The sequence below is a fragment of the Psychroserpens mesophilus genome, assembly GCF_000826645.1.
GTDB lineage: Bacteria > Bacteroidota > Bacteroidia > Flavobacteriales > Flavobacteriaceae > Psychroserpens > Psychroserpens mesophilus.
Window position 1 is genome coordinate 81,531 of sequence record NZ_JXJP01000008.1, and the last position, 15,491, is coordinate 97,021.

The 15,491-nt window shown below is 33.1% G+C and carries 16 protein-coding genes; 7 read left to right on the top strand and 9 right to left on the bottom strand.

What is annotated here, in order from left to right; all coding sequences use genetic code 11:
• From TD18_RS07645 to TD18_RS07660, 4 genes are all read right to left on the bottom strand, one after another.
• A complete protein-coding gene (locus TD18_RS07645; protein ID WP_040250824.1) occupies positions 1-1,314 on the bottom strand; it encodes an ABC transporter permease in 1,314 nt (437 codons plus the stop codon).
• Between the two features lies 1 nt (position 1,315).
• A complete protein-coding gene (locus TD18_RS07650; RefSeq protein WP_040250826.1) occupies positions 1,316-2,242 on the bottom strand; it encodes an ABC transporter ATP-binding protein in 927 nt (308 codons plus the stop codon).
• A 278-nt stretch (positions 2,243-2,520) separates the two neighbouring features.
• Positions 2,521-3,648: a molecular chaperone DnaJ gene (dnaJ, locus tag TD18_RS07655; RefSeq protein WP_040250828.1), complete on the bottom strand. Its 1,128-nt coding sequence runs from the start codon at positions 3,646-3,648 to the stop codon at positions 2,521-2,523.
• 48 nt (positions 3,649-3,696) lie between these two features.
• Entirely contained in the window at positions 3,697-4,233 is a 537-nt protein-coding gene (locus tag TD18_RS07660; RefSeq protein ID WP_040250830.1) for a nucleotide exchange factor GrpE, read from the bottom strand.
• A 155-nt stretch (positions 4,234-4,388) separates the two neighbouring features.
• Here TD18_RS07660 and TD18_RS07665 point away from each other — a divergent pair, with 155 nt between their 5' ends.
• A complete protein-coding gene (locus TD18_RS07665) occupies positions 4,389-5,063 on the top strand; it encodes a YceI family protein (protein WP_052461091.1) in 675 nt (224 codons plus the stop codon).
• A 57-nt stretch (positions 5,064-5,120) separates the two neighbouring features.
• Here TD18_RS07665 and TD18_RS07670 read toward each other — a convergent pair whose 3' ends face one another.
• From TD18_RS07670 to TD18_RS07685, 4 genes are read right to left on the bottom strand one after another with little or no spacing between them, the layout of a single operon-like run.
• Positions 5,121-6,029, bottom strand: a complete 909-nt coding sequence (locus TD18_RS07670) for a TIGR01777 family oxidoreductase (protein WP_040250832.1) — start codon at positions 6,027-6,029, stop codon at positions 5,121-5,123.
• Positions 6,030-6,082: 53 nt separating this feature from the next.
• Entirely contained in the window at positions 6,083-6,757 is a 675-nt protein-coding gene (gene mnmD, locus TD18_RS07675; protein WP_040250834.1) for a tRNA (5-methylaminomethyl-2-thiouridine)(34)-methyltransferase MnmD, read from the bottom strand.
• 3 nt (positions 6,758-6,760) lie between these two features.
• The gene (locus TD18_RS07680; RefSeq protein WP_040250835.1) at positions 6,761-7,207 is read right to left on the bottom strand and encodes a hypothetical protein; all 447 of its coding nucleotides are present in this window, start codon (positions 7,205-7,207) and stop codon (positions 6,761-6,763) included.
• Positions 7,207-7,731, bottom strand: a complete 525-nt coding sequence (locus TD18_RS07685) for a DUF4920 domain-containing protein (protein ID WP_040250837.1) — start codon at positions 7,729-7,731, stop codon at positions 7,207-7,209. Before TD18_RS07685 ends, TD18_RS07680 begins: the two co-directional genes overlap by 1 nt.
• A gap of 118 nt (positions 7,732-7,849) precedes the next feature.
• Here TD18_RS07685 and TD18_RS07690 point away from each other — a divergent pair, with 118 nt between their 5' ends.
• On the top strand, positions 7,850-8,923 hold the full coding sequence (locus tag TD18_RS07690; protein WP_040250839.1) for a branched-chain amino acid aminotransferase: 1,074 nt from the start codon (positions 7,850-7,852) through the stop codon (positions 8,921-8,923).
• Between the two features lie 36 nt (positions 8,924-8,959).
• Here the strand turns inward: TD18_RS07690 and TD18_RS07695 are convergent, their stop codons facing one another.
• Positions 8,960-9,346, bottom strand: coding sequence for a pyrophosphohydrolase domain-containing protein (locus tag TD18_RS07695; RefSeq protein WP_040250841.1), 387 nt, complete (start codon positions 9,344-9,346; stop codon positions 8,960-8,962).
• A gap of 461 nt (positions 9,347-9,807) precedes the next feature.
• Between TD18_RS07695 and TD18_RS07705 the strand changes: the two genes are divergently transcribed.
• The 5 genes from TD18_RS07705 (at position 9,808) to TD18_RS07725 (ending at position 15,439) form a co-directional block, all read left to right on the top strand.
• Positions 9,808-10,269, top strand: coding sequence for a hypothetical protein (locus tag TD18_RS07705; protein WP_040250847.1), 462 nt, complete (start codon positions 9,808-9,810; stop codon positions 10,267-10,269).
• 5 nt (positions 10,270-10,274) lie between these two features.
• On the top strand, positions 10,275-12,125 hold the full coding sequence (locus tag TD18_RS07710; RefSeq protein WP_152611337.1) for a tetratricopeptide repeat-containing sensor histidine kinase: 1,851 nt from the start codon (positions 10,275-10,277) through the stop codon (positions 12,123-12,125).
• Positions 12,122-12,745 carry a response regulator transcription factor gene (locus tag TD18_RS07715; RefSeq protein WP_040250853.1) on the top strand — a complete coding sequence of 208 codons (624 nt, stop codon included), beginning with the start codon at positions 12,122-12,124 and terminating at the stop codon, positions 12,743-12,745. The genes TD18_RS07710 and TD18_RS07715 overlap by 4 nt, the downstream gene beginning before the upstream one ends.
• Before the next feature lie 75 nt (positions 12,746-12,820).
• Positions 12,821-14,050: a hypothetical protein gene (locus TD18_RS07720; protein ID WP_040250856.1), complete on the top strand. Its 1,230-nt coding sequence runs from the start codon at positions 12,821-12,823 to the stop codon at positions 14,048-14,050.
• Between the two features lie 69 nt (positions 14,051-14,119).
• Complete coding sequence (locus TD18_RS07725; protein ID WP_040250858.1) at positions 14,120-15,439, top strand: DUF5723 family protein; 1,320 nt, start codon at positions 14,120-14,122, stop codon at positions 15,437-15,439.
• The last annotated feature ends 52 nt before the right edge of the window (positions 15,440-15,491 follow it).

Sequence of the window (15,491 nt, forward strand, 5' to 3'; positions counted from 1 at the left end):
TTAATATTTTATCCACTTAAACAATTCTTTGTAACTCGGTTTTTTTCCATACATCAAAATACCTACACGATAAATTTTAGCTGCAAACCAAACTGTTAATACAAATGTAGCGACTAAAATTAAAAATGAGAGTGCTTGTTGCCAGAGTGGAACACCAAAAGGAATACGCATGAGCATGACTACTGGAGATGTAAATGGAATAAATGAAAATACGGTAGAAACTGTTCCATGAGGATCTTCAATTACTGTGAAAATACCAACATAAACTGCCAGAATTAAAGGCATTATAATGGGCATCATAAATTGTTGAGTATCTGTCTCGTTATCTACTGCAGCTCCCACTGCGGCATACAATGAGCTGTACAGCAAGTAACCTCCAATAAAAAATAACAAGAATGCAATTATTAAATTGCCTATTGGCAAATTAAAAAAGGACTGAACGGCTAATTTCATTTCGTTAGCAACTTCTGGGTTTTCCATAGCCTGATTCATCATATCTTGTTGTGGTGTTTGAATATCAGACAGGCTAATACCAAGTATTGTAGACAAAACAAGTGACAAAACTCCTCCTAAAATTACCCAAATAACAAATTGTGTAATTCCCGCCAGAGAGGTACCAATGATCTTACCCATCATGAGTTGAATAGGTTTCACAGAAGAAATAATAACTTCAATAATTCTACTAGTTTTCTCTTCAATAATACTGCGCATAATCATGTTTCCATAGATGATAATAAACATGAATAACAAATAACCAGCTGCTCCACCGAATGCCAGCTTTAAGTAACTATCAATTTTTGAAGTTTTCTCTCCTGAAAATGTTTCTTGAGTAATATTAATATTCGTTTTTGCTGCTTGTATTTTTTCAATATCAACGCCATCGCTTTCCAGTTTAGCGTCAGATAATTTCTTTTCTATTTTTCGTTCTAAACCTGAGATGATGGACAATGATGGTGATTCATCTGAATAAAATTTCACATTAGGTAAAACCTTGGTTATATCGCTGCTCTTCTGGATGTATAGCAATCCATAATCTTCCTTTGCTTTGACTAATGCTTTAGCTGATTCCAGATTTTCGTTTTCTAAAATGGTATAGGTTGTATGTTCAGTATTTGCAAAAATCTCGCTTAAAACACCTGTTTCGTCCAATACAGAAATACTTCTGTCTTTATCATTATTTAACTGAGATAAATAAGCAACGACAGCGATTAGGGCAACCATAATTAAAGGACTCACAAACGTCATGATGATAAACGATTTGTTTTTGACTTTAGTCAGATACTCTCTTTTTATTATAAGTGGCAAATGATTCATCTTAATTGTTTTTTACGGTTTGAATAAAAATATCGTTTGCACTAGGTATAACTTCAACAAAGTGATGTACTTCTGCCTTAGAAGTTAAAAATGATAATAAATCGTTAGACGAATCATTAGTATTTAATTTGATATTCATTTTAACATCATCATTCAAATTTCTGAATGTCGCAGGAAATACCTCAAATTTTTCTTTGATAGCATTTGAAACACTCTCAATGTTATGTGTTTGAAGTCCGACCTCAAAAGTATTCGTTTTATATTGACGTTTGATGTCTGTCAACTTTCCATCAAGCACTTTATTCGACTTATGAATTAAAGCGATATGATCGCACAACTCTTCGACCGATTCCATTCGATGTGTAGAAAAAATAACAGTAGCACCTTCGTCTCGTAATTGAAGGATTTCATCTTTAATTAAGTTGGCATTAATAGGATCAAAACCAGAAAAAGGCTCATCAAAAATCAATAATTTTGGCTGGTGTAAAACCGTTACAATAAATTGGATTTTTTGAGCTTGTCCTTTACTGAGTTCCTGAATTTTTTTATTCCACCAATCTCCAATTTCTAATTTATCAAACCAGTATTTTAACCGTGTTTTAGCCTCTTGTTTGGTTAACCCTTTTAATTGAGCCAGATAGAGCGCTTGTTCTCCAACTTTCATAGACTTATACAAACCACGTTCTTCAGGAAGATAGCCTATATTTTGGATGTGTTCAGGTTTTAAAGGTTCTCCATCTAAAAGAACATCACCTGTATCTGGCATAGTTATTTGATTAATAATGCGAATAAGGGTCGTTTTACCAGCGCCATTAGGACCTAGCAATCCGAAAATGCTTCCCTTTGGAACAGCGATAGAAACAGCATTTAGCGCTCTAAAATCTCCGTAATTTTTAGATACTGAATCAGCAACTAAGAGGTTATTCATAAATTAAAATTGAAAAGTTAAATTTCGTAACGTGTAAAGATAAAAATGTTAATAGGAATTAAGTGCTTATACACATTAATTTTTAACATTTATACCTTAAAATTTGAAATGTTTAAAATGTTATAATAGGTTCAATTCACAAGATAGAAATGTCATAAAAAACAAAACCCACCCTTAATAAATTAAGGATGGGAAAAAATTGCTATGAAAAAGAAAAATTACCACTAAAATAAATTAGTGATATTCAAATATAGTGTTTTTTATTAAAAAACAGTTTTTTATGAAAACATATCTTTAACTTTTTCAAAAAAAGATTTATCACTACTCTCAGGCTTAGGATTGAAGTGTTCATCATTTTTCATGCTTTCGAAAAATTCTTTTTGCTGTTTATTCAATGTTTTTGGAGTCCAGACGTTTACATGAACAAGTAAGTCACCTGTGCCGTAACCATTAATACTAGGTATTCCTTTTCCACGTAAGCGCAAAATTTTACCAGATTGAACACCTGCTTCAACCTTAATTCGTACTTTGCCAGTGACTGTATCAATTTCTTTAGACGTTCCTAAAACAGCATCAGGCAGACTAACATAAAGATCATAATGCAAATTATCTCCTTCACGCTTTAACGTGTCGTGTTCCTTTTCTTCAATCACTACCAGTAAGTCACCAGAGATTCCGTTTCCAGGAGCTTCATTGCCTTTACCTGTGACCTTTAACTGCATCCCATCTACAACTCCTGCAGGAATTTTAACTGATACAGTTTCTTCCTGAATTATCAACCCTTGAGCATCTGCGTCGTTAGGTTTTTTGTCAATACTTTGACCTGCGCCACCACAAGTAGGGCAAGTCGATGCTGTTTGCATTCGTCCTAAAATGGTATTGGTAACCCTTGTTACCTGACCAGCACCATTACACGTACTACAGGTTTTATAAGTGGTACCAGATGCTTGAATTTTTCGTTTTACCTTGATTTTCTTTTCAACACCATTTGCAATCTCATCTAAAGTTAGTGTAACTCGTATACGAAGATTACTTCCTTTTACGCGTCTTTGACCTCCACTGAAGCCACCTCCAAAACCAGAGAAACCGCCTCCACCACCAAAAGCACCTCCAAAAATATCACCAAACTGGCTGAATATATCATCCATATTCATGCCTCCGCCTCCAAAGCCACCTGCGCCATCAAAAGCTTGATGACCAAATTGATCATATCGCGCTTTTTTATCTGCATTACTTAAAACTTCGTAAGCTTCTGCGGCTTCTTTAAAATTAGCCTCGGCATTCTTATCATCCGGATTTTTATCTGGATGGTATTTAATTGCCATCTTTCTATAAGCTTTCTTAATTTCAGCTGCCGAAGCATTTTTATCAATACCTAATATCTCGTAATAATCTCTTTTTGCCATGTTACTTCACCTGTTTCGATAATAAAACAGTTTTTATTAATTAATGTGTTACTGACCAATGACCACCTTTGGAAAACGAATTACTTTTTCTCCTAATTTATATCCCTTTTCAATGACATCAACAATTTTGCCTTTCATATCATCACTAGGTGCCGGAATTTGTGTAATGGCTTCATGCAAATCGGCATCAAAAACATCACCTGCATTAACTTCAATTTTTTCTAAGCCTTTTTGATTGAGCGTAGTTAAAAGTTTATTATAAATTAACAATACGCCTTTTCTAAGCTCTTCAGCTTCCTTGTCATCTTCGATATGTGTAAGCGCACGTTCAAAATCATCTAATACTGGTAGCATTGCCAGCATGACATCTTCACTTGCTGTTTTAAATAAATCTACACGCTCTTTAGACGTTCTTTTTTTATAGTTTTCAAATTCAGCAAACAGACGCAAAAATTTGTCCTTTTCTTTACCAAGTTCTTCTTTTAATTGGTCTTCAACAGATACCTCTTCTACTTGTGTATTTGAATTGGAAGTTTCGTTTGTTTCCAAATCTTTAGCAGATTCTTTTTTATCTTTTTTACTCATTGTGTTTGATCATTTTTGTAAATCTTCGATTTAAGTTTGCAAAAGTACTGCCATAATTATTAAAATGTCAAAATGTCATTAAAAAAATTTAATCATTTGACGTCTGTTTAGAAATCCTTATTTTTGAATCAATAATAACACTAAAACTATTTGAAATGATTAAGAAAACATTACCAATTGTATTACTGCTTGTGTTTACATTTGCTATGACTGGATGTAAAAATAATGCTGCAGAAGCAAATACAAGTGAAGCCGAAGCTGCTGCTGTTAGTGAAAGTTCTTCTGAAAAATTTACAGTCAACGTTGCCCAATCTACTATTGAATGGAAAGGTTTTAAACCTACAGGAACTCATAATGGTACAATAAGCCTTGACAACGGTGTCTTTAAAACAGATGGTGGCAAATTGCAAAGCGGCACCTTTTTAATTGACATGAATTCTATAACGGTAACCGATCTTGAAGCTGGAGATGGTAAAGAAGATCTTGAAGCACATTTAAAAGGTACTGTTGAAGGTAAAGAAAATCACTTTTTTGATGTCTCTAAATTTCCATCAGCAGCCTTTGAAATTACATCTACTGAATCTTTAGCTGCTGGCAAAACAAGACTATCTGGAAACCTTTCGATAAAAGGTCAGAAACACAACATTTCGTTTCCTGTAACTATTACTAATTCGAACGACCAGATGACTATTGAAAGTGATCCGTTTACTATTGACAGAACAAAATGGAATGTTAATTACGGTTCTAAATCAATTTTTGAAGATTTAGGTGATAAGTTTATTAACGATGATATCGAATTAAAAATTAGTATTAGCGCTAGGAAAGCGTAGATTGATAGCTTTTTTTTTAAAAATTGTAGAAGCCATTCCGTTTAGGAGTGGTTTTTTTTATCCTAATAAATCCTGAATAGCAGGTTCTAAATGATGAAATAAAAAGTTGAAACCAGCATCTTCAATTTTTTGAGAACTCACACGCTGACTTTCAAATAATAAAATATGCATTTCACCTAGAACTAATTTCATAGCGAACTTAGGTATGTTTGGTAAAAATAAAGGTTTCTCTAAAACTTTGGCAGTAATCTTAGTGAATTCGGCATTACTCGTTGGATTTGGAGCAACACCATTATAAATACCTTCAAGGTTATTTTCTGCCACGTAAACAAATAACGAGGCTAGGTCTTCAATATGAATCCAGGATTGCCATTGCTCTCCATCTCCAAAAGCAGCGCCAGCACCAAACCGTATAGGTTTTGCTATTTCTTTCAAAGCGCCTCCTTTATCGGAAAGTACTAGTCCAATCCTGATTTTTGACACCTTGATTTGCAAGTCTGAAAATTGATCGACAGCTTTCTCCCATTTTTCAACAACCTGACCTAAAAAGGAATCTGATGTCCTGTCAAAATCTTCATCGTAATAATTTGTTTGAGAACTCGGGTAGACACCAATGGCACTCGCAGAGACCATATGGGCAACTGGAAAATTATTTGCTTTTATAGTATCAAAAAGTAGTTGAGCTGTATGGGTTCTGCTAGTAATAATTTCTTTTTTGTACTCGGATGTCCATCGCTTAGAAATCGTAGCGCCAACTAAATTGATAATAGTATCAACACCTTCAAAACAAGACGTATCAATTTCTTTGGCATCAGGATTCCAGTAAAATCCTTTATAATTTGCTTCAGAAGATAACTTTTTTTTAGACGTTGTCAGATAATGAACAATGACATTATTGTCATGACAAACCTCAACAATTTCTTGTCCGATTAAACCTGTAGCACCTGTAATTAATACTGTTTTCATAGGACTACAAAATTAAGGAAACTCGCAAGCTGGAACTAATATTTATGAATGGTTTAACGTTTAATTGCTCTAAGCATATGCCGTTTCCCTGGAGGTCCATTTAAACGCTCAATAGAGAAACCAACCGACTTTAAAGCACGTTTGACACTTCCTTTACAGGAATAGGTCACTAAAACGCCATTTAGTCTTAAGGCATCATACATTTTTTTAAAAATATCTTCTGTCCAAAGTTCTGGCTGTACACGAGCTCCGAAAGCATCGAAGTAAATAATATCGTAACAATTAATATCGTTAATATCGCTAAAAAATTTCTTCAGTTTTGTTAGTGTAAAATGCTTTGTGATATCGTGAGAAGACTCCCAATTACATGCATGTATGTTTTCAAATACATTATTTTTAAGTTGTAGTACTTCCTGGTAATTAAGTTCCTTTAATTCTTCTGATGACACTGGATAAGCTTCAACACCAACGTAGTCAATTTGCAGTTTTTGCTGTTCAGAAATTAACAAACTAAGAATAGCATTAAGACCTGTTCCAAAACCAATTTCTAAGACTGTAAGTGTATTCTTTTCTGAATTTAATTCAGAATTAAAAAAAAGCAAACCATGTTCGATATACACATGATTTGCTTCTTGTATGGCACCATGAACAGAATGGTATTGTTCGTTCCAACCTTCAATTTGAATGGTTTTAGAACCGTCTGCTGTGGTGATTATTTTGCGTTGCAACTTTTAATTGATAAGTAATTTTTTAATTTTAGGTATTGGTCCTGTACACTCTGTTTGATGACAGCTTATACAAAGATTGATCGCGTTATTGTAGCGCTCAGTAAGTGGAACAATAGTATCCTCTACAAACACAAGTTTTTGAGCTTCAACAAACTTACCTGAATAATGATCGAACCTTGCATTTCTGGATTTAGATTCTGAAAACTCAGCCGTATGAATCTTTAAAAATTCCTCAGGAAACTCGGTCGTTATCTTTCCGTTTTCAACCTCTTTTTTAAGCTGTAAGTTAAACGCGTGCATGCCTCGCATCAAATTAGCCATTTCTGAGCCTTGATAGACGTCATAATGTTTAGAACCATCAACAATAGTAACTTTCTGCTCTGTTTTTTCAGAAGAATTGCAACTAAACATTAAACCAATTATAAAGATATAACCAAGTTGTTTAAGCATTAGTCCTCTTTTAGCAATACACCATCTGCAACAAATGAAAATGTCTTTTTAGGCGCAGTTATTTTAGCAATTTCTTCAGCCGATTGCCCTGCATCTTCAGCATAATGACGTTGTTCTTCTACGGGAACTTCATTTACAAATGCTTTTCCATTCAATACAACTTCTCTACCAGCAATATCCTTAGGCATAAAGAATCCATAGTCTTTAAACTTTACCATCACCTGCTCACCGTTTTCTAAGTCAACTTTCATCCAGCAACCTTTAGCCTGACAAACCTCATCGACTTTTGCAATCATTTTAGTATCAATGGAGTCACCTATTGCCATACTTTCAAAATGAGTTGCCATTCGTTTTGCTGAAAGTGCATCAGCTGCATTGATTTCTTTTCCAAATGAACTGTACGAAATCTCTTTATCTTCAGACATATTTTGAGTGATGTCTACAGAGTCTTCAGTTTGCTTACTTTCATTTTTACAAGAAAAAACAAAAGTTACCAGCATTACTAGTAAAAAAATACGTTTCATAATTAGTGTTGTTTTTTAATAAATATTTGATTCACAAAGGTACATATTTTTTAGCTTAATTTTATGCGTTTTTAAAGCTGAAATTACTAATTTTGCAAAATAAAATTCAGAGAAAAAAATGACGAAAGTTTCAACTTACGAAATCGATATAGTAAAATCACCAACCACAAAGATTCATGATGTAGATTTTAACAATCTTACTTTTGGGCGCACATTTACTGATCACATGTTTTATTGTGATTATATAAATGGAGAATGGCAACAACCAAAGATTGCACCATACGGACCAATGCAAATTGATCCGTCAGCTCGAGTGTTTCATTACGGTCAAGCGGTTTTTGAAGGTATGAAGGCTTATAAAGATGAGGATGGTAAGGTCTTTTTGTTTAGACCTGATGAAAATTTTGCACGTATAAATAAGTCGGCTAAACGATTAGCTATTCCTGAATTTCCTGAAGCCTATTTTTTTGAAGGTATTAACACTTTGCTTAATTTAGATAAGGCTTGGGTACAAAGTGGTGTTGGCAACTCTTTATACATAAGACCCTTTGTCATAGCGACAGATTCTGCAATTGCTGCAGCCCCTTCAGAAAATTACCGATTTATGATTATTTGTTCTCCTGCCAAAGCGTATTACAAAGGCACGGTAAGGGTTTTGATAGCTGAAAAATTTAGCCGTTCTGCCAATGGAGGCGTTGGATTTGCTAAAGCAGCAGGTAATTACGCAGCTCAATTTTATCCTACTAATTTGGCACAAGCTAAAGGGTTTCAACAAGTCATCTGGACAGATGCAGACACGCATACTTTTTTAGAGGAAGCTGGAACGATGAATGTATTTTTTAGAATTGGAGACACCTTAATTACTGCACCAACTAGTGACCGAATCTTAGATGGTGTAACCCGAAAAAGCATTATTCAAATAGCGAAAGATAATGGGATTACCTGTGACGTAAGACCAATTACAGTTAATGAGCTGATAGAAGCTCATAAAAATGGAAGCTTAAAAGAAATTTTCGGAACGGGAACTGCAGCTGTTATAAGTCCGGTTTCCGCATTTGAACACCATGACTCTGTTTATGAGCTTCCCGAAATAAATGAAACGTCGTATTCCAGCATTCTTAAACAAAAAATGTTGAACATTCAACATAATTTAGCTGAAGACAAACATGGTTGGCGATACGAAATAAAATAAATAAATAAAAAAAAGAAGCCAATTGGCTTCTTTTTTTTATGATTCCAATATCTCCTTGATGTTGGGCTTAAAATAATTTGGCCCTTTTAAAACTTTACCATCTTCTCTATAAATTGGTTCTCCATCTTCACCCAATTTACTCATATTACTGCGTTGAATTTCGTCAAAAACTTCTTCAATTTTATGTTGCAAACCATGTTCAATAATCGTTCCACAAAGAATGTATAACATATCCCCTAAGGCATCAGCAACCTCAACTAAATCACCCTCATTTGCCGCTTCGAGATATTCCTCATTTTCTTCTCGCATTAATTTGTAACGCAACATATTTTTTTCAATTCCTAAATTCGCTTTAGGTGTTTCTCTATGACCAATTTTAAATGCTGCATGAAATGCTTTTACCGCTTCAATTTTATTTTTCATCCTGTAATTTTTTATATAAGTAACTATGCCTTATAGCATTGTGTTTTCAATTATAAAATTCGCAAATATTAACTTGATTTTAAGTGAATAATGCAATAGTATTATTTATTTTTGCATAAAAATAGCTATATGTTTAGTAACGGTCAATTGATTTTTGGGATTTTATTTGCAATAGTATTTATTACGATTATTTTCTTTGCTTACAAAAAGGATTTCAAAATACATCAACGCTATTACAGAGGTAGTGTTTGGATATTAATAGCTTTTATCTCATTTATCGCAATGATAGCGACTATCAAGTTTATCTTTGTCTAAAGGAGACTTCTTTCTTTTCTGTCTTATTTTTCCTGTTCACATTTATATTTTTAGTAATTTGGGTTAATATACCTAGAATTGGGTATGTTTTGATGCTCTCCTACTTCGCATATTTGACTAATTAACTAACCAAAATCCTATATATTATGAAAACTAAATTATTAAGACTATGCTCTTTTATTTTGATAACAGCTACGTTTTTAGCATGCCCAAGTAAAGCATCGGAAACCTTTCCTGAAAATTTATCATGGGATTTTTGTGAAACCGATTGTGCTGTTGATTGTAGTGAAGATTATCTTTACAATACAGATGAAGGAAGTGCCTATTTTACGATTCCAATTCCTGATGGAGCTACTTTGTCATCTTACAAAGTGGTTAATAATGGACAAACTGTAGAGTTTACGTGTTCAAACTCAAAATATCAAGGAAAAATAGTAAATGTTTCAATTAAAATTCCTGCTGGAAAATTAGCAAAAAATAAAGGTGGTCAATTAGCTGTAAATGTTGCTTTTGAAGATTATGAATGTGGAATTGTTCCTAAGGCAACTAGAAATAAAGGCTCTGTACTACAAGGCAATCCAGGTATAGATGTTTGTTTTTGCAAATAATTGAGGTGATAAGGTTTATATATTTATCAATTCTTCTGTTGACTACAGGAGGCATTTGTCACTGTCAAAATGATTCTGCATTTTATTATTTTGACAGAGTCACTCCTAGTAGTGAATTAAGTTCAAGAATTGATCATGAGAAAAACATCTCTAATAAAAACTTTTACAAACTCATTTATTACAGCAAGCAGAGGCAAACCGACTCTATGCTAAGATATGTTACAGCATTGGAAAAAGACCAATCACTTTCAAAGTCAAAACATCCCAAAATATTATATTTTAAAGCTTATTACTATAGGATTATTCAAAACGATTCATTGAGTTTTTTATACCACTATAAAGCATTTTTAAGTGCTGAAAAACTTCAAGATACATTAACAACACTGGCAGCTTTATCAGGTCTTGCTCAATCTTATGATTATAACACAAATAATCCTTATCGTTTAGATTATTTAAATCTGTTGGAATCAAAAGCAAAAGAATATAACAATGTTTCTTATCAAATAATTCAGACCTTTTTAAAAGGAAATTATTATCAGCTCAGGGATCAAAATAAGAAAGCTGCAACTTTTTATAATAAGGCGCTTCAGTTTGATTTCAAGAAAAGAGATAGCACTACTCTATTATACGCTTTAAATAGTTTAGGGGTATTGTACGAAGAGAACTTAAAAATTCCTGATTCTGCTCTTTATTATTTCCAAAAGAAATTAAAAATTATAAAGACTAATAAATCCTTCCAGTTTCCTAGCAATTACTTTTCAAGTTACAATAACATTGCCAATGCGTATAAGAGTAAAACCAATTTTGATTTAGCAGAATACTATTACAAATTAGCAGATTCCATAGAGTTAAGAGAAAACAATGTTTTTTACAAAGCGATGCTCAAAGAAAATCTTTCTGACTTATATGCGAAACAAGGTGATTATGAATCTGCTTACGCTAATTTATCGGCATACAACATCCTTTCCGACAGCATCAAACTTGAAGAACAACAAACAAGCATTGCAAGAATTAAAGAAGAATTTGACAATGAAAAGTTACGAGCAGATAACCTTGAGAGTGAAGCCAAAAGAAAACAAAACCAAAACATTGCCATTGGTCTTGCTGGAAGTTTAGCATTAGGAAGTATTATCGTTTTCCTCCTATTTAAAAATACCAAACGTAAACAAATACTAGCCGAAAAAGAAAAAGAACTCGAAAGTCAAAAACTAGCCACTGTTTTAAAAGAACAAGAACTCACGACTATTGATGCCATGATTGAAGGTCAAGAAAAAGAACGTCAGCGCATAGCTAATGATTTACATGATGATTTAGGCGGACTTATGGCGACAGTGAAACTTCATTTTAATGCGCTTAAAGACAAACAAACACCTGAACTCTATACGAAAACCAACCAACTTATTGATGAAGCCTACGACAAAGTAAGAACTGTTGCTCACGCTAAAAATTCAGGTGTTATTGCTAAACAAGGTCTACTAAAAGCTGTTCAGCAAATGGCTGATAAGGTTTCTGCTTCAAATAAAATAACAATTAGCGTCATTGATCATGGTTTAGATGATCGCTTAGAGAATAGTTTAGAGCTTACTATTTTCAGAATTATCCAAGAACTTATTACTAATGTTATTAAACATGCCAATGCTACTGAAGCTAATATTCATATTACCAATCATGAAAACTCCTTAAATATTATGGTTGAAGATAATGGTAAAGGATTTAAGGCAAATCAGATTACAAAAACAAAAAAAGGAATGGGAATCAGCAGTATTGATAAACGTGTTGCGTATTTAGATGGCACAATGACTATAGAATCTGAACACCATCAAGGTACCACCATAATAATAGATGTTCCAATATGATACGACTAGCAATAGCAGAAGATCACCAATCCCTTATAGATGGCATTTCTCTACTTTTAGAATATGAAGATGATATTGCTATTGTTGGAACTGCAAATGATGGTGAAGAACTTTTAAACATTGTTGAAAAAAAACGGCCAACTGTCGTACTTACAGATATAAGAATGCCAAAATTGGATGGAATTGAAGCTGCCAGACGCATCAAAAAAGCGCATCCAGAAATTAAAATATTGTCCTTCTCTATGTTTGATCAAACTGAAGCCATAGAGCAAATGCTCCAAGCTGGTGCTTCTGGATATATTTTGAAAAACTCTTCACTCACCGAAGTTTTAAGTGCCATCAGAACTGTTGCTAAAGGCGAAACTTATTTTGATGCTAATATCAATACTAATGTATTAGATTCAGAAAATAAAACAAAAACTAAAGGTCTTCTTACCAAACGCCAAATAGAAATCCTTGAACTCATCGCACTTGGCAAAACTTCTAGAGAAATAGCAGATGAATTATTCATAGGTGTTCATACAGTAGACACACATCGTAAAAATATGGCTCGAATTTTAGGGCTTCAAGGTAAGGGAGAATTGATGCGCTACGCCTTAGAAAAGAAATACAAATTCTAAATTTACCTGCTATTGGGTATGGTATTGCCAATGATGAATACATAGATTTGATTTCCAATCAATACAGTATTCATTATGAAAATTCAGCACTTTCTGAGCATTGTTTTTATGCTGTCTTTCAACTTTTCATTTTCACAAGATAACAAGACATTAAGCGAAACTATTAATGATCTATTTCCACATATAGCTTTAGTTGAAATAAAATCAGATTCCACTAAAAAACACTTTATCGATTATTTGAATTTTTTAAAAAAAGTAGAACGTTTAAAAAAATTAAAAGGTGCTATTGAATTTGGTTTTAACGGAAGCGAAGTTGATAATTCAAACCTGTATACTATTGTCACAGGTATGGAAGCCAACTTTGGTGGCTATCCTCTTGAAATAGAAGCTAAAACAAACATTCAAACTCAGATTACAAATGGAGCATTTGATGAAAACCTCTCAAGCCTGGATATTTCAATGGATTATCATCCGTTTAATGATCTTACTCATGAAACCTACGTGTTTGTCATGAGAACAAAAAATAAATTTTTAGGCATCGATCAGAGGTATGAAATTGGTGGTGGTTATATTTTTAACTTTTATTCTGGAAACCGAGAAAATGGTGTTTCCAATAGTCTAGTCAAACAAGGAAAAGACCTTATAGATAAACTTTATGCTTACCACGAAACCTATTCAACAGAAACCAATGGTGTTAAGCTCAAAGATGAAATTAAAATGAAGCTGGCAGACCATTTAACAAAAAACAATAACGATATTAAGAGGACTAATTTTGACGCCATTTTCAATGCTAAAGAAGAACAACAAAAATCAATAATAAAAAGGTATAGTAAACACAGAGTTGCTTTACTCTTAGGTTTCAATTATGAAATTGAAAAAACTCAAGATAGTCTTACTTTATTCAACAAAGAACTTGACACGACATTCAACAAAACTTTTGAAGCTACTAACCTATTTAGATTTGTAATTGCTCCAAAATACAATTTACAAGGTGAAAGATTTAAATGGACCAATACGATATTCTTTAAAATAGGATTATTAAATCTAGTTGACGATTTAGTAATTCCTGATGACACCATTACAAATCAATTAGTAACAGATAAGCGTACCGATTATTGGATGGATTTAAGAACTAGCTTCGAATTCAAAATTTCCAATTACCTAGCTTTTGTTTCCACTTTAAATTATGTTTTCGATAATGCTCCCAAGCGAATCTATTTTAATGGTGTTAATGGAATACCTACTATTGCAGAAGCCGAAAACAGCTTTACAGGAATAAACTTCAAATTGAAATATCAATTTTGAACAAAATTAGAAGATACTTTAATTTTTATATATTTATAGACGCTATTAATTAATAAACAACACATTCTTATGAGATTTTTTAAATCACTATCCCTTTTATTGTTCATTCTATTTTATACCACCAGCCATTCCCAAAGTTATATTGGATATACTGTTGATAACTACTCTGGTATCCATGGCGTGGTTTATAACCCCTCAAATATTGTTGGATCAAATTTTAAAACTGATGTAAACATTGCCTCTTTTAGTGGATTTATTGGTAGTGATTACTTCGGAATAAACTTTGGCGATATGATTAATGGTAATAATTTTGATTTTTCAGAAGACACAGAACGTTTCTTGAGCGATAGCAATAATTTCTTCCTTAATGCCGATGTATTAGGACCTTCTTTTATGTTCAATCTCAATGAAAAAAGTAGTATTGGTCTAGTGTCCAGAGGACGTGCTTTTTTTAATTTAAATAACATCAATGGTGAACTCTTTGAAGCCATTGAAGATGAGTTTGAATCTGAGAATGATATCACATTTGACTCACAAAATTTAATTGGAACAGTACATGCATGGGCAGAAATTGGAATTGCTTATGGACGAATTTTAATGGATAAACAGCAACACATTTTAAAAGGTGGTGTTACATTAAAATACCTTCAAGGTGCAGGAGCATTATTTGCAAGTAGTCCCGGATTTATGGGACAATATACGCGATCGACAGAAACTTTAACTACACAAGGAGAACTCAATTATGGAACTTCAGAAGACTTTGACTCTGATGATTTAGATTTAGGAAACCTAACTGCTGGCTTTGGAATGGATCTAGGGTTTACCTACCAATGGCATCCTAGTAGGGAAAACGATAGTATCCCAATTTACAAAGATAATTACAAGCTTAAAGTCGGAATGTCTATTACAGATATTGGTTCTATTAATTATAAAGGTGCCGAAATAACATCTTACAATGTCAATAATACTGTGGATACATCAACCTATGATGAACTAGAAGAATTTCTGGATAATAATTATAATAACACAAAAACTATTCAAGACACTAAAATACAACTACCAACCGCTTTACATCTTTTAGTCGATTATAGAATAGCAAAAAAATGGCTGGTTAGTGCACAAGCAAATTTATCATTAGTAAAAAAAGATAATGAACTCGCAAATTCTATCATAAACACAGTAACTATAGCACCAAGACTTGAAACAAAATGGTTTAGTTTCTATACGCCTTTAAGTTTCAGACAATATGGTGATTTTGCCTTTGGTGGAGGATTTAGACTAGGTCCTTTGTCTATTGGTTCTGGTTCTATATTTAGTAATCTCTTATCAGACAGTTCTAAAACCACAGATGTATTTTTAGGTTTAAAAGTTCCTATATACAGGAAGTAAGCCTGAGAGAATTAAAGATTCCCTGTATTGGGTATTTTCCCATAGTCTAATT